Below are 17735 nucleotides of genomic sequence, written 5' to 3' on the forward strand. Positions count from 1 at the left end.
AAAGCCTTCGGACCCTCGAGATTCACCTCCATCACTTCCAAAGGCTTGCCCGCACCAATAGCTACAGCTGCGCGTGTCCGCATAAAACAGTCTCCACATCCCCCCTGGCCACACGTCAGGCGCGTGGCTCATTCGATATTTCGACTATAAAAGCGCTCCCGCTTCTAACAATTGCGACCTTGGTGTGTGTTTTCCGGCATGGACAAGCGATGAAGAAAGATTACCCTTCGAACACGGGAGGTTTAAGCCATGAGAACTACATTCAAAGCTACCGCGGCGCTTCTCGCGCTGGTGGCATTCCAGGCCGAAAGCATTGCTGTTTCAATGGCTGCGACCTTCAATGACCCGACCTGGCCCTGCCTGCAGCGCAAGGTCGAAAACCTTTCACTCGGCCTGATGTGGCAAGGCGCATTGGACGAGGCGCCCAGCGCCGAAAAGCTGCCCGCAGACGCCGGCGATCTGGCTGTGAAGCTGTCCCTTCGGCGCATCTCCCTCGAAGAGGCCGAGCCCCTGGTCCTCGGCTTCGTGGAGACCCACCCTGGGGCCGACGAGGCACTCTTCGGACAGATCTTCAGTGCGGTGTTCAAGAAGGTGAACACCGACCGACGCAAGATCATTTCCGGGATTGCCAGCTACTCGGCCAAGCAGATTGCACTGGCAGAAAAGATCGACACGACGCGCAAGGAAATGGATGATCTGCTGGCGCAGACCGCTCCTGATTATGACCGTATCGACAAGCTGGAGGAGCAGCTCGACTGGGACGAGCGGATCTATCAGGACCGCGCGAAATCCCTGACCTACGTCTGCGAAACGCCGGTCCTTCTGGAAAAGCGCCTCTACGCCATTGCAAAGCTGCTATCGAGCGCGCCGCGATCGGGCAATTGAGCTCTTCCCATCTGAGGTGTCCACTGGGCACTACTCCCATTCAAGCTCGGTAAAGGCGGCCGTTGCATTGCGTGCATTGAACGCCTCGAACCGTTCCCAGCTTCCGGCCTCGGATTGACCTATCGTCCTGATCGCCTCGCTGAGACGCTTTCCGGTCGCAATGGCAGAGCGCGTATCTTGCTCGAGGGCCTGCAGATAGGACCGCACCGGTGCGGTCGCCTCATTTGCCGTGCCGAACGAGATTCGCCCATGCCCCGGAACGATCCGCCTTGGCATATCGATGTCGAGCCCGCTGAGCACGGCAAGCCAGCCTTTTAACGACCCATCCAGAACCGGAACGTGCCGATCAAAAATGATGTCGCCGGCAAAAAGCGTTCCGGTCTTCTCATCCAGGACACCCATGTCTGTCGGGCTATGTGCTGAGGGCCAGATGAAGGTTTCAAGGCGTCTCCCGCCAAGATCTATGGCAGAAGGCGGTTCCCCTTCGTCCGGAACCACCACGCGCGTACCAAGAAAGGCATTGTCTCCAATAAGCCTGCCATACCCTTCGATATAGCTGCCCGTTCTATCCAGAAGCGCCCGGCGCAAGGACGGATGCGCAACAATCTCGGCCCCAGCCTCGACGAACACCGAGGCGCCAAGAACGTGATCCGGGTGCATGTGCGTGAGAAAGACGTGGCTGACGGGTAGATCGCTCAGCCTTCTCACTGCACGGAGCAACGCCTCGCCCGCAGCTCTTGAGCCACCGGTATCGATGACGGCAATGGATCGTTCGCCGATGATCACCCCGAGATTCGCGATACCGCCGAGATTGTCCGGCCCGGCTTCCGCGACAACTCCCTGGTGCACGAAAAGTCCTGGCTGAATTTCGGTGAGGTACAAAGCGTGCCCCTGCTTCTCGCAGCGGCGCGTTTTCGTGATCACCACCCCTTGCGGCAGGACCGGACCATCCGCTTGAGACAATGCTGCGGCTTGCGTGCAGCTGTCCTGAGACCGGAACACCCGATCACTGGCCAGAAGATCGCGGCAGATCTCGGGCTGCGCCATGAGACAGGCCGTCACCACAATCTCGAACATCGCACCCATCTCTCCTCCCGAACGTCCGTGCAAGCGTGCCGCGGGTCATGAACAGATGGCAATGCATCCGGAAGGCTTAATTCCGGCTCCTTACGTTGCGTGATATAAATCGATGAAACTGAACAGCGCAGATGTGCCTTGCCTATCGGTTTTACGGGCGAGGCTGATAATCCATCCGCCGGCACGGCCGTGTTTCCGCCGCGCTGAAGGACGCCACGAAAAGAGCTGATCATGAGCGGTACCCAAAAACACTCGTTCGCCCTAAGCGCATTGCTGGCCCTGCCACTCGCCCTTACGGTGTCCCTGGTTGGCGCGCCAGACATGGTTCAGGCAAGTGAATCCGAAGCGGCGGCCAATCCACTCGTGGACGAGGGCAGCTGGGAGAGCATACGAGGCGACATTCTCGGCGACACAGTACCTGCCGCAGCGAAGGGCATCGTGACGCTTGAGGCACCCTATCGCGCGGACGATGCCGCAACCGTTCCCGTCATCCTGTCGCAGCCTGGTCCGACCAGTGCACCGATTTCGTCGGCGATCCTCGTCATTGATGAAAATCCCGCGCCCGTCGCAGCAGAACTCACATTCGGCCCTGCAATGCATCCGCTCAACATGGAATTGCGTGTCCGGGTGAACCAGTATTCGAACGTCCGTCTGATTGCCCGAACCCCGGATGGACCCGTCATGGATGGCCGGTTCGTAAAGGCCTCAGGCGGCTGCTCTGCCCCGGCAACCCGGGATCCGGAACTTGCCCTGTCGACCATGGGCGAGATCCGCGCCAAGCACTTCGCCCAGCGCGAGGCCGCATCCAGTCAGCGCCGGGAGGCGCAGATCATGATCCGGCATCCAAACTATTCCGGACTGCAGCGGGACCAGATCACCCAGTTGTTCATCGCCGCCCATTTTGTCGACAGGATCGAGGTCCTGCAGGGCGACGAATTGCTGTTCACTGCGGAAGGCGGAATTTCCCTGTCGGAGAACCCGGTCATACGCTTTGCCTACACGGACAATGGGTCGGATTCTCTGACCATTCGCGCCCAAGACACCGACGGCAACAGTTGGGAGAAGGTAGTTTCGAAAGGTCCGGCCAGCTGACTTCGGCGACCTGAATGCCATCAGCTTAAGTGGCTAGCTGCGCGCAATATCGTCGGCCGCCCCATCCACAGCGATCTGGGTTGCTCCCTCCGCTCGGCAAGAGGAGGACATAAAGGGAACATATATTGGGTGCAGCTGGTTGGAATTCCTAGAAACAGAGAATATCCGCCTCGGCCTGGGCACGGCGCAGATTCGCCACGAGGACCTTGGCATTCGCAGCGGTACGGAAAATCGACATGCGTTCCCCACCCACCAGTTGCAGCGACAGCACCGTCTCCGCCTCGACATACTTCTCGTACGGAAGGATTGACGCGATCAGATCGATCGAACAGGAACACCGTCTCAAGGTATCGCTGCTCTGTCCGTTTGCCGCCATGCAGGCGAAGACATAGTCCGCACGTGCAACTGTCGGATAGTCATTGAGGGACTCCGGCAGGCCCTGTGCCGCCGCGCTTCCACAAGCCAGTGCTGTTGCAAGGCCCACGGCCCACGCACCCGCGCGAAACGTTGCTACCAGCCCCTTCATTGCCCGGTCTCCAGCTTGTCGAGGGTTACCGATGACAGATAGACGGGCTTGACATCGTCATCGCCGGTCTTGGCGGTCAGGGAGTAATACCAGCCCGGAATCTTGTCGGACATGGTGATCGTCAGTGCAAGATCCCCGAAACCGCGCATACGCGCCCGATTGGGATCATCCTTGAACGGGTAGAGCGTGACCGAGCGGGCGGGAAGCTCCTGCCCCTGGTAAGTAACCGTCGTCTCCACCACCGGCACATCCTCCAGCAGCGAAGCCTTCACCCTGTTGCGGATGTAGAAGGGGCTTCCACCTGCAGTGCCCGCCATATCCCGTATGACCGTCTCGACGAAATACATGATCATCGGATTGCCGACCGTCGAAGGGAACTGCCCGATCTTGCGGTATTTCTCCCCTTGCAGGAATTTCAGCTCGGCCATGTCATCCGGCCCGAAACTCAACTGCACGGTTCCCGAGCTGCGCTCTCCAAGTTCCGCATCATTCTGGAACGCGACGTCGCGCTCGTATTTCAGGACGGAAACCCGCGACAGCTTGTCGAGCGTTCCGGTCTTGAACAGGAGATCGTAGACTTCCTCGGCGGACGCAACGCCAGGCCCCGCGCAAACGAAAGCCAACATCAGACCGATGACATGAGTGGTGTTTCTGATCCTTCGCATACGAAGCATCTCTTCCTCCCTGCACAAGTGCCCGAAATTTCCCGGGCTTTTGCAGCTAGCCTAGCTTGGTGGCCCTATCAGTCACCGCAGACTTTTGTCTACATTTCGGGGTGGCGTTACTCAAACGTCTCACCCCCTTTGCGTCTCACACGGCTTCCGGTCGCCTCGTCTTCCAGTCGATCAGCGGCCGCAATCTGGAAAGCTGAACAGGTTTCGTCAGAACCGTGAAGCCATGGCGTTGGCTGGCCTCAACGAGCGCTTCGTCGCGGCTTGCGGTGATCATGATCGCTGGTACGTTGGTATGGGTTTCCTCACGCACCGCGGTGATGGTGCGGATGCCATTGTCACCGTTATCCAGCTGGTAATCGGCGAGGATGATGTCAGGAGCCATACCGATCTCGCGAACCTGCTCCAAGGCTTCCTCGGTAGAAACTGCGGTGAGGACGCTGCCGCCCCAGCTTTCAACCTTCTGGGTCGTGGCATAGAGCACATCCGGATTGTTCTCGACGATCAGGACGATCAGGTCCATGTCCTCACTGGTCGCCACCAGGTCATGGGTCTCAGGGCGCTGACGGTCATCGTTTCTCGTTACGATCGGAAGCGTTATCGAGAAGACGGACCCGACTCCGGGTTTGGACCGAACCGACACGGGATGCCCAAGGCGCCTGCAGGCGCGGTCCACGATCGAAAGGCCAAGCCCCATGCCGAAGCCGGGCGTTTCCGACGAGATACGCGTGAACTCGGAAAAGATCCTTTGCTGATCTTTTTTCGAGATCCCGATCCCCGTGTCCCAGACTTCCAGAACCAGCCGATCGCCGCGCACCCGGCATCCAGCGAGCACCCGGCCGCGTTCGGTATACTGTATCGCGTTCACCACCAGGTTCTGAACGCAGCGAAGAAGATAGCGCTGGTCGCTGTGCACCCAATGGCTGCTCGGAACGACATCCAGGCGGATATCCTTTTCCTCTGCAAGCTGGCTGTAGTCGTCACGAACTGACCGCAGCAGGTCGCCGATGCAGAAATCGCCGACGCTCATTTCCGTGCCGGTCGAGTCGAGCCGGGAAATGTCAAGCAGGGCGTGAAGCAGCGACTCGATCGAATTGAACGAGCGACCAAGCCGTTGAACGGTGTCCGCGACAGGCGTTCCTGCAGCGCTTTCATTCAAGGTGGAAATCAGCAGCTTGGCTGCATTGATCGGCTGCAACAGGTCATGGCTGGCCGCCGCGAAGAACTTCGTCTTGGAAGACACCGCCTCCTCAGCGCGTTCCTTCGCCTGGCGCAGCTGTTCGTCGATCCGCGCCTGCTCCTCGTTCTGACGGCGAAGCCGCTCATTGGCTTCCGTCAGCTCGACGGTGCGTTCGCTCACCCTGCGCTCGAGCAGCTCCGTCGTCTGCACCTCGGCCGTTATATCCATCACGTTCATGATGAAGCCCTGATCCGGCAGGCGGTGGATCCGTACGTCGAGAATATCGCCGCTGACGTGACGCACCTTTTTCTCAAGACCGTTTCCGCCGCGAACGATCGCTATCCAGTCTTCCAGTTCCTCGTCAGGCGACAGGCTCTCCAGCAGATTGTGCTTGATGATGAACTCGAGGATCTGGCCAACGGCCGTTCCCTTGCGCACCAGTGAGAAAGGCAACCGAAGCAGTTCGCGAAAGCGCTCATTGTGGATCAACAGGGTGCCTTCCACCGAGAAGGTGCAGACCCCTTGCGCCATGTGATCGAAGGCCCCTTGCAGGAAAAGGGCCTGCTCGTCGATCAACCGGTCCTTTTCCAAACGGTTATGCCGAAGAATGCTGGTGATCTCTGTCGAGAGCAGAATGTCCTTGTTGGACCCGGTCCGCTTAGAGGTAATCTGGTACCAGCGGTCATTGCGGACGCCGATCACAGAGGGCGGTGACCCGGGACCCGCCGGACGAAGCCTGCCAAGGCGTGCGAGACCCCGCTCCTCTCCGCCGTCGGCATCGCCATGCGAGACCACTTCCCGGCTCTCTTCCAGCGCCTTGAAATAGTCGCCGAGCGTCAGACCCGCGATGAGACGTTCGCCAATATCGGGGACCATGCGTTTGAACTGATCGTTGCAGATCTCCAGCTTGCCTTCGGCGAAGAGCGCAAAGCCACCCTCCATGGCATCCAGAGCATCGGCCAGGTTCCGTTCGGTCTGCTCGCGTGCATACTCGGCGATCTTCAGCTGGTTGCTGGCGCGGCCGAGCGTGTCGAGAGCCCGTTCCAGATCGCGGGTCTTCTCCCAGACTTCCCCCTGAAGGGCGATTGCCGACTGAAACAGCGAATAGGCCGACCCGCCAATGTCGTGTTCGCGGTTGGCCCGCTGTATCAAGGCTTCGATGATCTTCGCCTGGCGCTCGACCTGTTGCTCGAGCGGAACACTGTCGTCGATCAAAACAGGCCTCCGTCAGAGGGCGGGAAGAATGCCACGCCCACGAATGTCTGGTTCACATGAACGCCGAGGTGCTGTTCCCCGTAGGTATTGAAGCCGACGACGCGATGCTGGCGCAACACGCCTGACGCCTCGCCCTGCAGATTGTTCTGCTCGATCTCCAGGCGCCGAAGCACACAGTCGAAGCCCAGGATGAAGTCCGGAGCGCGACCCTTTGGATCCGCTTGCGTAAGACCGGCCTCCAATGTTTGCAGGATCTCGGTCCCCTGACCCAGTGTCAGGACAAGACCGTCATCGATCGCGGACAGGAAATAGAGGCCGCCATTGTCTGCCACCTGCTGGATTGCACGCACATGCCAGCTCTTGCCGTTGCGAACGAGTACCGGGTTTTCCGCGAACACCTTCGGCGAAAGGTCCGCCACCGAGCAACCGACATAGCGGGCATATTCCTCAGCTGCCGGCGTACCGTTGATCTCAAGCACGAGCCGGTCCTCTGGCACCGCACGCGTCACCACCATTTGCTTGTCGGTGGGCAGGAAATGGTCGAATCCGATGCCCCGGAAACAGAGATCCGTTTCCAGAAGCAACAGCAAGGCTGCGTTGGAGTGGGTTTCGCCGCCGCGGATCACGAAGGTCTCGTCGAAAGCCAGCCCGTGTCCTGCGGAACCACCAAACACCGGGACGTCGCCGAGACCGGCCTCGAGCGCTGCGACCAGCATGTCTTCCTGCTTGGAAAGACCGTCGGCAATGACCAGCGCAACGCGCCTCCAGTTGGCTGTTCTCGGGAAGCGCGAGGCCAGCGTTCTCGCTTCAGAGGCAATCCGCTCGATCGACGCCGGATTGAGCGGCGAGATGAGGGCCGAGGAGCATCGGAAATGACGGCGCGGAAAAGCAATCATCACCAGCGCATTGTTCTCGTATCCCCCGGGGGTGATCTGGCCGGCTGTCGTGCAGCCGAAGACAGTGGTCGAGGGCATGATCGCGCTGGCGGCATCGGCGACTTCGCAGGCATCGAGATGATCGGGAATGAACATCATGACGAAACAGACCGAATGCAGTGGGAACTCGGCTGCCGCCTCGCTCACGGCATCAACTGCCGAAGGAGCGCGCGAAACACCGACCTTCGCTGTCTCAGGCAGGCTGCGGGGATGGATCGGCTGCTGGTTCATCGGTTTCGCCTCAGCTCAGCAGGGCCCGCGCTTCCGCATCCGACAGCTCCTGCCCTCCGTCGAGGCTGGCGCTTCGGACAAGAACCGCAGCTTGTGTCCTGTTGTTGACGCCGAGCCTGCGCAGCAGCGCCGTGATGTGCGCCTTCACCGTTGCTTCGGCCAATGACAGTTCATAGGCGATCTGCTTGTTCGGCTTGCCCGCACATATGAGCTTCATGATTCTGTTCTGCTGCGGCGTCAGATCGGCGATCTTGTGCGCGATCTGCTGGACGGTGACATCGGACCGTGCCGGGCGCTTGGGCGGTGTATATCCCGGCGGCACAAACCGCCGTCCCTCGCGAATTTCCAGAAGGGCCCGTTGAAGAACCTTGTGAGACGCATCCTTGGGAATAAACCCGGCAGCGCCTGCAGTCAGAAGCGCACTGATGGTCTCATCCGAAGATTCGGCAGAGATCACCAGTACCGGAACATCCGGCAAGCGGTCCTTGACCTTCAGGAAGCCGCTCAGCCCCGTCACATCCGGAAGCTTGAGGTCCAGCATGACCAGGTCCGGCTGGAATCGCGAACCGACCATGCGCAGCCCTTCCTTGAGCGAGGTCGCCTTCTTTACCGATCTGGACTTGAACAGCTTCTCGAGTGCCGAAGCCAGAGCGTCGCAATAGAGCGGATGATCGTCGATCACCAGAATCGAACGGATCACAACCTGTTCTTGCGGATCGCTGGTTTTGCTCATCCGTCTGTCTCCTCCCAAGAGAAGATCAGGATATCAACGAGTTGCGGGCATTCGCAAGACAAGTACCGAAAACAATTCCGACACCACTCGTCAAAAAACAAAGATGATTGCGACCAAAGTATGTATTTCTACGACAAACCGGACCGCACAACCTTACCACAACCAAAAGACGACGAATTTTCAACCGCGCTGGTTTGCGCTGTGGCGGAATAGTATATTGCACCACAGCAATTATTACTTCGCGCAGCAGGCTCCATCACATTCATCCGTTCCCCGGAGTTGCGCTCGCCGGCAAGTCCTAGAACTCGAAGGCAGCAACCGTCTTCCGCCGTCCAAGCGTAAAGGCATCGGCGACGTGGGTCATTGGCGAAAGATCCATGTCGATGCCGCAATTCTGAACGAGCTCTGCCATACGCTTGTAGAGGTTGGCATATTCGTGGTCGCTCGCCTGTTTCACGACAGAGCCATTCACGGACATGACCGCCCCGCCGTTCGCAAGCTTCAACGTCCCCTCATCCGTTTCAACGTCGATATCCCAGGTCTGCGGCCCTTCCTGCAGCCAGTCGAAATCGGCTGAAACCTCGGCACCTGTCGGATCTGTGAAAGTAAGTTGTGCTGCGATCGGAGTGTCGCGGTTGGCCGGAAACTCGAGGGTTGCTGCACTGACATGGACCGCATGCGGAAGGATCTCGGTCATGATGGACAAGGCATTGATGCCCGGATCGAAGACACCGAGCCCGCCCGGCTCGAAGATCCAGTCCTGTCCGGGATGCCATTTGCGGACGTCTTCCTTCCAGGTAATCACGAGCCGCTTGATACGGCGTTCCTTGAGCCATGCCTTGGCATCCGGCACGCAGTCCGCATAACGCGAGTGCCATGTCGCAAAGAGCGTGCACCCGTGTTCGCGAGCAGCAGCCTCAAGCGCATGACATTCGGCAAGGCTCTGGCCCGGTGGCTTTTCCAGCATCACGTGCCGGCCCGCCGCCAGCGCCGCAGCAGCGTAGTCGAAGCGAGGTTGAGGTGGAATAGCAAGGGAAATCGTGTCTATGTCCGGGCGCTTTTCAAGCAGCTCCTCGAGGGTGGTGAAGCTGTCCACGTCCTCGAGGGAGGCGTTGCGACTGACCACGGCCGCCAGTTCCCAATCCGGGTTTGCGGCAATCGCGGGCAAATGCTGGTCCCGGGCGATCTTGCCGATCCCTACGAGTGCAACCTTTCGCGCCATCAGTGCGAATCCTTTCCAACCGGCGAGCCCCGGCACCCTTTCAGAAACGCAAGGTCCGCGCCGGTATCGGCGCCTTCCACCTGCGAGTGATGCAGCCAGGCATAACCGGACCCGGGTTTCTCGACGAGCGGTTGCCACTTGGCGAGGCGCTCGGCGAGCTCTTCGTCCGATATATCCAGGTGAATGCGGCGGGCTTCCACATCGATCTCGATCATGTCGCCGTCGCGGACGACTGCAAGCGGACCGCCTGCGGCAGCTTCCGGAGAGGTATGCAGAACCACCGTGCCGTAGGCCGTGCCGGACATGCGTGCATCTGAAATGCGAACCATGTCCGTAATGCCCTTCTTCAGGACCTTCGGCGGTAGCCCCATGTTGCCGACTTCGGCCATGCCCGGATACCCCTTCGGGCCGCAGTTCTTCAGCACCATGACGCAGGTCTCGTCGATGTCCAGCGCCTCGTCGTTGATCTTTGCCTTGTAATCGTCAATGTCCTCGAAAACGACCGCACGGCCCCGATGCCGCAACAGATGCGGCGAGGCCGCGGACGGTTTCAGAACCGCCCCCTTGGGCGCAAGGTTACCCTTGAGTACGGCAATGCCGCCCTGCTGTGTCAGCGCCCTTTCGACGGGCAAAATGACGTCGTCATTATGGTTGATAGCGTCCTTGACCTCGTCCCAGATCGAGCTGCCCGAGACCGTCAGAGCATCCTTGTTGAGAAGCCCGGCTTCGCCCAGGTGCTTCAGGACGACAGGAAGCCCTCCGGCGTAGAAGAACTCCTCCATAAGATATTTGCCCGAAGGCATCAGGTTGACGATCGTCGCAACGCCCCGGCCCAGCTGGTCCCAGTCATCAAGTGTCAGATCGACGCCGACCCGGCCCGCGATCGCCAGCAGGTGGATCACCGCATTCGTCGATCCGCCGATCGCGCCATTGGTCCGGATCGCGTTGGCAAAGGCTTCCTTGGTCATGATGTCCGATGGTTTGAGATCATCCTTGACCATCTGCACGATCCGCCGACCGGACATCTGCGCCATGACCCGGCGGCGGCTGTCGACCGCCGGAATGGCGGCATTGCCCGAAAGGGCCATGCCGAGGGCCTCGGCCATCGACGCCATGGTCGAGGCGGTGCCCATGGTGTTGCAGGTGCCGGACGACCGCGACATCGATGCTTCTGCCTCCAGGAACTCGTCCTGGGTCATTTCGCCGGCCTTGACCGCCTCGGAGAACTTCCAAAGGTGCGTCCCCGAACCGACCCGTTCGCCCCGGAAATAGCCGTTCAGCATCGGACCGCCTGTAACGACGATGGACGGAATGTCCGTCGAGGCAGCTCCCATCAGCAGGCTGGGAGTGGTCTTGTCGCAGCCGACGAGGAGCACGGCACCGTCGATCGGCTGACCGCGCATGGCCTCCTCGACCGCAAGAGCCGCGAGGTTCCGATACATCATGGCTGTCGGGCGGAAGGTGTTTTCCGACGCGGAGAACACCGGCACCTCCACGGGGAAGCCTCCAGCCTCCCAGACGCCCGCTTTCACCTTCTCCGCCAACTCCCGGAGGTGGCCGTTGCACGGTGTCAGGTCGGACCATGTGTTCATGATCCCGATGACCGGCCGCCCGTCGAACAGGTCGTGCGGATAGCCCTGGTTCTTCATCCAGCCGCGATGGTAGATGACATCACGGGAGGTGCCGCCATACCATTCCTGCGAACGCAGTTTCCGGGGCCAGCTCTTCGGCTTGAAGGTCATGGATCAGAGCGCCTTAACCTGGACCATGCGGTCGTCCGTTTCCCTGGTGACAAGACGGTTGCGCAGTGCGACGCCGAAACCAGGTGCGGAAATTTCGAATTCGTCACCATCCTGGCAGGAGATCTTGTCTGCGAAGGAAAGGGTCGCCGTCCCGAACATGTGCACGTGGACGTCACCCGGCTGGCAGAAAAGCCCATACTTGAAATGATGGTGCTCCAGGTTGGCGAAGCTGTGGGACATGTTCTTCTCGCCGGAGAGGAACGGCTTTTCCCAGATAGCTTCACCGTCACGAAGGATCCGGCTGGTACCCTCGACATCCTGCGGAAGGTCGCCGACCAGGATTTCCGGACCAAAGGACGCCGGGCGCAACTTGGAATGCGCGAGATAAAGATAGTTCTGCCGCTCCATGACATGGTCGGAGAACTCGTTGGCAAGTGCAAAGCCCACACGGAACGGTGTGCCATCGGGCCCGACAACATAGATTCCGGCAAGTTCCGGCTCCTCGCCGCCATCTTCGGCAAAGCACGGACTGACAAGATCGCCCCCCGGAGCGACCGCGGCGATGCCATTGCCCTTGTAGAACCATTCCGGCTGGACCCCGCAATGACCGTTGGACGGCTTGCCGCCCTCAACGCCCATGCGGAACATCTTCATCGAATCTGTTTCCTTCGCAGCCTCTGCCGAATTGGCCGCATGCATGGCGTTGCGCGTGGAAGCGGAACCCAGATGGGTCAGACCGGTACCCGTCAGATGAAGATGGGCCGGATCCTCATGGTGGATCGGCAGGCAGAAACGCCCTTCCCGCGCGATCTGCTCAAGATCGACCGCGCTGCCGAGCGCGTGCGAGCGAATGCATTCGCCAAGCGACTGACCCTTTGCGATGGCCTCCTGAACGAGACTGTAGGTACTCTCGACCCCGGCAAGGACAAAAGCTTCCGAGCCGCTTCGAACGACGACACTGACGCTGTCATCGCCGTTTCGGATTTGCGAAATCAGCATGATCTCACCCCTGCTTGTTTTTGTTGTAGACATCAAAGATGACAGCAGCGAGCAGGACGAGGCCCTTGATCATCTGCTGGTAGTCGATGCCGATCCCCATGATCGACATTCCGTTGTTCATGACACCCATGATGAAGGCACCGACCACCGCGCCGACAATCTTGCCGACGCCGCCGGACATGGAGGCTCCGCCGATGAACACAGCGGCGATCACGTCCAGTTCGAATGCGACGCCCGCCTTCGGGGTCGCTGTGTTGAGACGTGCGGCAAAGATCAAGCCTGCCAGGGCCGCGAGCATGCCCATGTTGACGAAGGTCAGGAAGGTCAGACGCTCGGTCTTGATGCCCGACAGCTTGGCCGCCTTCTGGTTGCCACCGAGCGCATAGATCCGCCGGCCGAGCACGGTGCTTTCCGTGACGAAGGCATAGATGATCGTCAGAATGCCCATCGTGATCAGCACGTTCGGCAGGCCGCGGAAGGTCGACAGCTTGTAGGCGACGAAGACGATTGCCCCTGCGACCAGCGCGTTGCGGATAACAAAGAAGCTGAAGGGTTCACCCTCGATGCCATAGGCACGGTTGCGTGCACGCCCCCGCAAGCCCAACCAGATCAGGGTACCTGCGATGACGATGCCGGCGATAACGGCCAGGCCGTTCATCCGCTTCATCGCGAACATGTCTTTCAGGAACGGGAACAGATCGGGAATGAAGCCGGTCGACAGTGCCTGGAACTCACGCGGGAATGGGCCGACAGACTGGCCTTCGAGCAGCCAGAGCGAGGCACCACGGAAGACGAGCATGCCAGCCAGGGTCACGATGAAGGACGGAATCTTCCAATAGGCGATCCAGTACCCTTGTGCTGCGCCGATGGCGATGCCGATGGCAAGGCAAGCCGGGATCGTCAGATAGATCGACCAGCCCCAGTTGACCATCATCACTGCGGCAAGCGCCCCGACGAAGCCGACGACTGAACCGACCGAAAGGTCGATATGTCCGGCAACGATGACCAGCAGCATGCCCAGTGCCATGATGATGATATAGCTGTTCTGCAGGAACAGGTTTGTGATGTTGACGGGCTTGAGCAGCGTTCCGTCGGTCACGATCTGGAAGAACACCATGATGGCGATCAACGCCAGCAGCATGCCGTAGTCGCGCAGATGGCTGGCCAGATAACTGGCCGTGGAGCGGCGGCGATCCCCCGACTGCCCTGCCTCATTCTTGTCTGCAAGGTCCATGGTCATTCTCAACTCCTCACGATGAACGACATGATCCGCTCCTGGCTGGCTTCGGCTGCACTCAGCTCGCCGACCAGGGCACCTTCGTTCATCACGTAAATTCTGTCGCACATGCCCAAGAGCTCAGGCATTTCGGAAGAAATCATCAGAACACCCCGCCCTTCGTCGGCGAGCTGGTTCATGATCCCGTAGATTTCAAACTTGGCACCGACGTCGATGCCCCGCGTCGGCTCGTCGAGGATCAGAACCTCGGGACCGGCAAACAGCCATTTCGAAAGAACGACCTTCTGCTGATTGCCTCCCGAAAGGTTCACCACCTTTTGGAAAACGCTCGGAGTCCGGATGTTCATCGCCTTGCGGTATCCCTCGGAGACCTTCTGCTCCTCGGCATCATTCAGCACACCGGCGTGAGACACGCCCTCCAGGTTGGCGAGCGTGATGTTTTTCAGGATGGTCTCGTCGAGGACCAGCCCAAGCGCCTTGCGATCTTCGGTGACATAGGCAAGCCCGGCATCTATTGCCTTGCTGACCGTCGAAAGATCGACCGGCTTGCCGTGGACGAGCGCCTCTCCGGAAATATTTTGGCCGTAGCTGCGCCCGAACAGGCTCATGGCAAGTTCCGTGCGGCCAGACCCCATCAGTCCGGCAATGCCGACAATCTCGCCCTTCCCCACCAGGAAGTTTGCATTGCGGATCACCTGGCGGTCGGCATGGTCCTGATGGAAGACGTTCCAGTTCTTCACTTCAAACAGGGTCTCGCCGATCTTGCGTTCACGCTCCGGATAGCGGTGGGCCATGTCGCGGCCGACCATGTCGCGAATAATCCGCTCCTCGCTGATTTCCGCCTTGCGGGCGTGGAGGTTCGATACCGTCGTGCCGTCGCGGATGACGGTGATCCTGTCGGCAACCCGTTCAACCTCGTTCAGCTTGTGACTGATCAGGATCGAAGTGATGCCCTGCGACTTCAGCTCCAGAAGCAGGTCGAGAAGTGCCTGGCTGTCATCTTCCGAAAGGGCAGCCGTCGGCTCATCCAGAATGAGAAGCTTCACTTCCTTGGCCAGCGCCTTGGCGATCTCGACAAGCTGCTGCTTTCCGACGCCGAGCTTGTCGACCAGAGTGGTCGGCGCTTCCTTGAGCCCGACCTTCTTCAAGAGCTGTTCGGTCCGCCGGTAGGTCTGCGGCCAATCGATGACACCCCGGCTCGCGACCTCGTTGCCGAGAAACAGGTTCTCGGCAATGGATAGAAGCGGTACCAGGGCCAGTTCCTGGTGAATGATGATGATGCCGCGCTTCTCGCTGTCGGCAATTCCTGAAAAGGCTGCAAGATCGCCTTCGAAGCGGATCTCGCCATCATATTGTCCATGCGGATAGACACCGGACAATACCTTCATGAGAGTGGACTTGCCCGCGCCGTTTTCTCCGACGATGGCGTGGATTTCCCCCTCGAACACCTCCAGGTTGACCTGATCGAGCGCCTTCACGCCCGGAAAGGTCTTGGTGATGTTGTGCATATTCAAAAGCGGTGACATGACCTGCGTCGCCAATCGATCGGGATATTCGGGCCGTGAGAGTCCGGTTCGCCGCCCGATCGGGCACCGGGCGACGAACCGTCTCGTCAGAAGCTTCGGCGTGGGCTTGCCTCGGCTTCAGGCTGCTTACTTGACCTGGTCTGCGGTGTAGTAGCCGCTGCCGACCAGGATCTCTTCCCAATTGGAGGCATCGACGGAAACCGGCTCGAGCAGGTAGGACGGAACCACCTTGACGCCGTTGTTGTAGGTCTTGGTGTCGTTGATTTCCGGCTCGCCGCCGCCGAGCAGCGCGTCGACCATGCCGACAGTCACGCGTGCAAGTTCACGGGTGTCCTTGAAGACAGTCGAGTACTGCTCGCCGGCAAGGATCGACTTTACGGACGGAACTTCAGCGTCCTGACCGGTAACGATCGGCATCTTCAGATCACCGGAGCCGTAGCCAACGCCCTTGAGCGACGACAGGATACCGATGGACAGGCCGTCATAGGGGCTCAGAGCGCCATGCAGGACGTTGTCGGTGTAGTGAGCGGAAAGGAGGTTGTCCATGCGGGCCTGGGCAACAGCGCCGTCCCAGCGCAGGGTGCCGACAGTGTCCATTCCCATCTGGCCGGAAACGACCTTGATGGTGCCGGCATCGATCAGCGGCTGCAGGACCGACATGGCGCCGTCATAGAAGAAATATGCGTTGTTGTCGTCCGGCGAGCCGCCGAAGAGTTCAACGTTGTACGGACCGTCGCCGAAGCGCTCCTTCAGGCCGTTGACCAGTGAAGTTGCCTGCTGGACGCCAACCTTGAAGTTGTCGAAGGTGGCGTAGTAGTCGACGTTGCCGCTGTCGCGGATGAGACGGTCATAGGCAATGACCTTGATGTCGGCGGCTGCAGCGTTTTCCAGGGCGTTGGACAGCGTCGTGCCGTCGATTGCCGCGATGACCAGAACGTTGACGCCCTTGGTGATCATGTTCTCGATCTGGGCGAGCTGGTTCGGAATGTCGTCTTCAGCATACTGAAGATCTGTACCATACCCGGCAGCCTGGAACTGCTCGACCATGGAATTGCCATCGGAAATCCAGCGTGCGGACGACTTCGTCGGCATCGCGATACCAATGGTTCCCTTGTCCTGTGCGAGAGCCTGGTCGAATTGTCCTAGACCGGACACGACAAAGGCTGCGGCCGCAAAGGCGGCCAGCGTCTTCGATACGACTTTCATATTTTCCTCCCGGGCCGCCATCCCTAGCGGCCTTTAAAACCATCAAACTGGTTATGTGAACACGTTGAATGATCCCGTGTTCTGGCGGGAGTTTTCGGACAGACTTTTATATCGGTCAAATCATTTGTCATGATATAAATATATCACAATCGATATATCCGAGATGAAAGACCGAGAAGCATGACCATCGATCTGCTGCGCCGGGGATTGAAAATGTCGCATCTTCGGCTGTTTTCCGCCCTGTCCGAACACGGCACGCTGACGGAAGCCGCGGCATCCCTGACGATGACCCAACCGGCTGTGTCGCGGTTGATTTCGGAAGCCGAGAAACTGGTCGGTACGAAGCTCTACAACCGGACCGGCCGCGGCATACAGCTCACCCAGGCCGGCCAGCAGCTTGCGGTTCGAAGCACACGCATCCTGCAGGAAATCTGGGATGCAGGCCGTGACATCGAAGAACTGAGGCAAGGGATTTCCGGACGCGTCAAGATCGGCTCGGTGACCGGCCCTGCGATCGAGTATGTGCTGCCGGCCCTGCGCCAGATCCGGCTTAGCTACCCGTCGATCTCGCTGACGGTCGAGATCGGGACCAGTGACATGCTCGCCCCCATGCTGGCGGACGGTCGCCTGGACTTTTCACTCAGCCGGATCCCGGTCGATTACGACCCGGCGCTCTTCTCCGAGGTCCCGCAGATCGATGAACCGGCCTGCATGATTGCGCGGCAGGGACATCCGCTGGCGCGCGCCCAAGCTCCGATTCCAGCGGCACGGCTGCTCGAATACGACTGGGTTCTCCCCCCGGAAGGCTCACCCATCCGCACGACCGCAGAGCGCCGCTTGCGCAGCTTGGGTTTGACATTGCCCAAGCATGTGCTGACCACATCATCGTTTCTCTTCACGCTGGCGACCATCCGGCAAACCAACGCGGTGGCGCCCATCGCGCGATCCGTTGCCCTTTCCTTCGCCGCCGATGGAGACATCGGCACCGGTCTGGCTCTCCTGCCCTGCAATTTCGACCTCTCGGTCGAGACCTATTCCTTCCTGACGCGAGCCGGACAAATCCTGACCCCAGCAGCCGAGCTCGTTGCAACGGAAGTCAGGCGCACGTTGGGATCCGCTAAACCTGCAATAGAAAAACAGATCATGGCGACGTAGAGTACGGATCAAATCCGGCTCGCGGATTCGCCGAAAATGCCTTCTGTAGCACCCGTCGGCAGCACGGTGGAGATCAACGAACGGAACCTCATCAAGCGGGAGG

At 59.7% G+C, this 17735-nt stretch carries 15 protein-coding genes; 3 read left to right on the plus strand and 12 right to left on the minus strand.

The features are described 5' to 3' along the window. Nucleotides 1-249: 249 nt before the first annotated feature. Nucleotides 250-885 carry a hypothetical protein gene (locus tag ACN0SY_RS17245; RefSeq protein WP_417689341.1) on the plus strand — a complete coding sequence of 212 codons (636 nt, stop codon included), beginning with the start codon at nt 250-252 and terminating at the stop codon, nt 883-885. A 30-nt stretch (nt 886-915) separates the two neighbouring features. On the opposite strand, the gene ACN0SY_RS17250 is transcribed toward ACN0SY_RS17245, so the two are convergent. Continuing rightward, nucleotides 916-1962, minus strand: coding sequence for a quinoprotein relay system zinc metallohydrolase 2 (locus ACN0SY_RS17250; protein WP_417689343.1), 1047 nt, complete (start codon nt 1960-1962; stop codon nt 916-918). Nucleotides 1963-2193: 231 nt separating this feature from the next. Between ACN0SY_RS17250 and ACN0SY_RS17255 the strand changes: the two genes are divergently transcribed. Then, the gene (locus ACN0SY_RS17255; RefSeq protein ID WP_417689345.1) at nt 2194-3054 is read left to right on the plus strand and encodes a quinoprotein dehydrogenase-associated SoxYZ-like carrier; all 861 of its coding nucleotides are present in this window, start codon (nt 2194-2196) and stop codon (nt 3052-3054) included. A gap of 148 nt (nt 3055-3202) precedes the next feature. Here ACN0SY_RS17255 and ACN0SY_RS17260 read toward each other — a convergent pair whose 3' ends face one another. From ACN0SY_RS17260 to chvE, 11 genes are all read right to left on the minus strand, one after another. Beyond that, complete coding sequence (locus ACN0SY_RS17260) at nt 3203-3580, minus strand: hypothetical protein (RefSeq protein WP_417689347.1); 378 nt, start codon at nt 3578-3580, stop codon at nt 3203-3205. Further along, nucleotides 3577-4254, minus strand: a complete 678-nt coding sequence (locus tag ACN0SY_RS17265; RefSeq protein ID WP_417689349.1) for a hypothetical protein — start codon at nt 4252-4254, stop codon at nt 3577-3579. Before ACN0SY_RS17265 ends, ACN0SY_RS17260 begins: the two co-directional genes overlap by 4 nt. Nucleotides 4255-4390: 136 nt before the next feature. After that, nucleotides 4391-6646: a PAS-domain containing protein gene (locus ACN0SY_RS17270; RefSeq protein ID WP_417689351.1), complete on the minus strand. Its 2256-nt coding sequence runs from the start codon at nt 6644-6646 to the stop codon at nt 4391-4393. Beyond that, on the minus strand, nt 6643-7812 hold the full coding sequence (locus ACN0SY_RS17275; protein ID WP_417689353.1) for an FIST N-terminal domain-containing protein: 1170 nt from the start codon (nt 7810-7812) through the stop codon (nt 6643-6645). The genes ACN0SY_RS17270 and ACN0SY_RS17275 overlap by 4 nt, the downstream gene beginning before the upstream one ends. 10 nt (nt 7813-7822) lie before the next feature. Next, nucleotides 7823-8545: a response regulator gene (locus ACN0SY_RS17280; RefSeq protein WP_417689355.1), complete on the minus strand. Its 723-nt coding sequence runs from the start codon at nt 8543-8545 to the stop codon at nt 7823-7825. A gap of 298 nt (nt 8546-8843) precedes the next feature. Next, a complete protein-coding gene (locus ACN0SY_RS17285) occupies nt 8844-9767 on the minus strand; it encodes a Gfo/Idh/MocA family protein (RefSeq protein WP_417689357.1) in 924 nt (307 codons plus the stop codon). Further along, nucleotides 9767-11509, minus strand: a complete 1743-nt coding sequence (gene araD / locus ACN0SY_RS17290) for an L-arabinonate dehydratase (protein ID WP_417689359.1) — start codon at nt 11507-11509, stop codon at nt 9767-9769. Before araD ends, ACN0SY_RS17285 begins: the two co-directional genes overlap by 1 nt. A gap of 3 nt (nt 11510-11512) precedes the next feature. Continuing rightward, nucleotides 11513-12508 (minus strand): AraD1 family protein, encoded by a 996-nt coding sequence (araD1, locus tag ACN0SY_RS17295; RefSeq protein ID WP_417689361.1) that lies wholly within the window; start codon nt 12506-12508, stop codon nt 11513-11515. A gap of 4 nt (nt 12509-12512) precedes the next feature. Beyond that, nucleotides 12513-13742 (minus strand): multiple monosaccharide ABC transporter permease, encoded by a 1230-nt coding sequence (gene mmsB / locus ACN0SY_RS17300; RefSeq protein WP_417689725.1) that lies wholly within the window; start codon nt 13740-13742, stop codon nt 12513-12515. 8 nt (nt 13743-13750) lie between these two features. After that, on the minus strand, nt 13751-15271 hold the full coding sequence (gene mmsA / locus ACN0SY_RS17305; protein ID WP_417689363.1) for a multiple monosaccharide ABC transporter ATP-binding protein: 1521 nt from the start codon (nt 15269-15271) through the stop codon (nt 13751-13753). Between the two features lie 126 nt (nt 15272-15397). Beyond that, the gene (gene chvE / locus ACN0SY_RS17310; protein ID WP_417689366.1) at nt 15398-16477 is read right to left on the minus strand and encodes a multiple monosaccharide ABC transporter substrate-binding protein; all 1080 of its coding nucleotides are present in this window, start codon (nt 16475-16477) and stop codon (nt 15398-15400) included. Between the two features lie 180 nt (nt 16478-16657). Between chvE and ACN0SY_RS17315 the strand changes: the two genes are divergently transcribed. Then, the gene (locus ACN0SY_RS17315; protein WP_417689368.1) at nt 16658-17632 is read left to right on the plus strand and encodes a LysR family transcriptional regulator; all 975 of its coding nucleotides are present in this window, start codon (nt 16658-16660) and stop codon (nt 17630-17632) included. Nucleotides 17633-17735 lie beyond the last annotated feature (103 nt).

Origin of the sequence: Roseibium sp. (assembly GCF_048261595.1) — a bacterium.
In the GTDB taxonomy this organism is placed as follows: Bacteria; Pseudomonadota; Alphaproteobacteria; order Rhizobiales; family Stappiaceae; genus Roseibium.

What these genes read in the sequence shown, in the direction of transcription:
- ACN0SY_RS17250 (WP_417689343.1), bottom strand. Translation starts at nt 1,962, where the DNA reads ATGTTCGAGATTGTGGTGACGGCCTGTCTCATGGCGCAGCCCGAGATC.
- mmsA (WP_417689363.1), bottom strand. Translation starts at nt 15,271, where the DNA reads ATGTCACCGCTTTTGAATATGCACAACATCACCAAGACCTTTCCGGGC.
- mmsB (WP_417689725.1), bottom strand. Translation starts at nt 13,742, where the DNA reads ATGGACCTTGCAGACAAGAATGAGGCAGGGCAGTCGGGGGATCGCCGC.
- ACN0SY_RS17315 (WP_417689368.1), top strand. Translation starts at nt 16,658, where the DNA reads ATGACCATCGATCTGCTGCGCCGGGGATTGAAAATGTCGCATCTTCGG.
- ACN0SY_RS17285 (WP_417689357.1), bottom strand. Translation starts at nt 9,767, where the DNA reads ATGGCGCGAAAGGTTGCACTCGTAGGGATCGGCAAGATCGCCCGGGAC.
- ACN0SY_RS17260 (WP_417689347.1), bottom strand. Translation starts at nt 3,580, where the DNA reads ATGAAGGGGCTGGTAGCAACGTTTCGCGCGGGTGCGTGGGCCGTGGGC.
- ACN0SY_RS17275 (WP_417689353.1), bottom strand. Translation starts at nt 7,812, where the DNA reads ATGAACCAGCAGCCGATCCATCCCCGCAGCCTGCCTGAGACAGCGAAG.
- ACN0SY_RS17265 (WP_417689349.1), bottom strand. Translation starts at nt 4,254, where the DNA reads ATGCTTCGTATGCGAAGGATCAGAAACACCACTCATGTCATCGGTCTG.
- chvE (WP_417689366.1), bottom strand. Translation starts at nt 16,477, where the DNA reads ATGAAAGTCGTATCGAAGACGCTGGCCGCCTTTGCGGCCGCAGCCTTT.
- araD (WP_417689359.1), bottom strand. Translation starts at nt 11,509, where the DNA reads ATGACCTTCAAGCCGAAGAGCTGGCCCCGGAAACTGCGTTCGCAGGAA.
- ACN0SY_RS17245 (WP_417689341.1), top strand. Translation starts at nt 250, where the DNA reads ATGAGAACTACATTCAAAGCTACCGCGGCGCTTCTCGCGCTGGTGGCA.
- ACN0SY_RS17280 (WP_417689355.1), bottom strand. Translation starts at nt 8,545, where the DNA reads ATGAGCAAAACCAGCGATCCGCAAGAACAGGTTGTGATCCGTTCGATT.
- araD1 (WP_417689361.1), bottom strand. Translation starts at nt 12,508, where the DNA reads ATGCTGATTTCGCAAATCCGAAACGGCGATGACAGCGTCAGTGTCGTC.
- ACN0SY_RS17255 (WP_417689345.1), top strand. Translation starts at nt 2,194, where the DNA reads ATGAGCGGTACCCAAAAACACTCGTTCGCCCTAAGCGCATTGCTGGCC.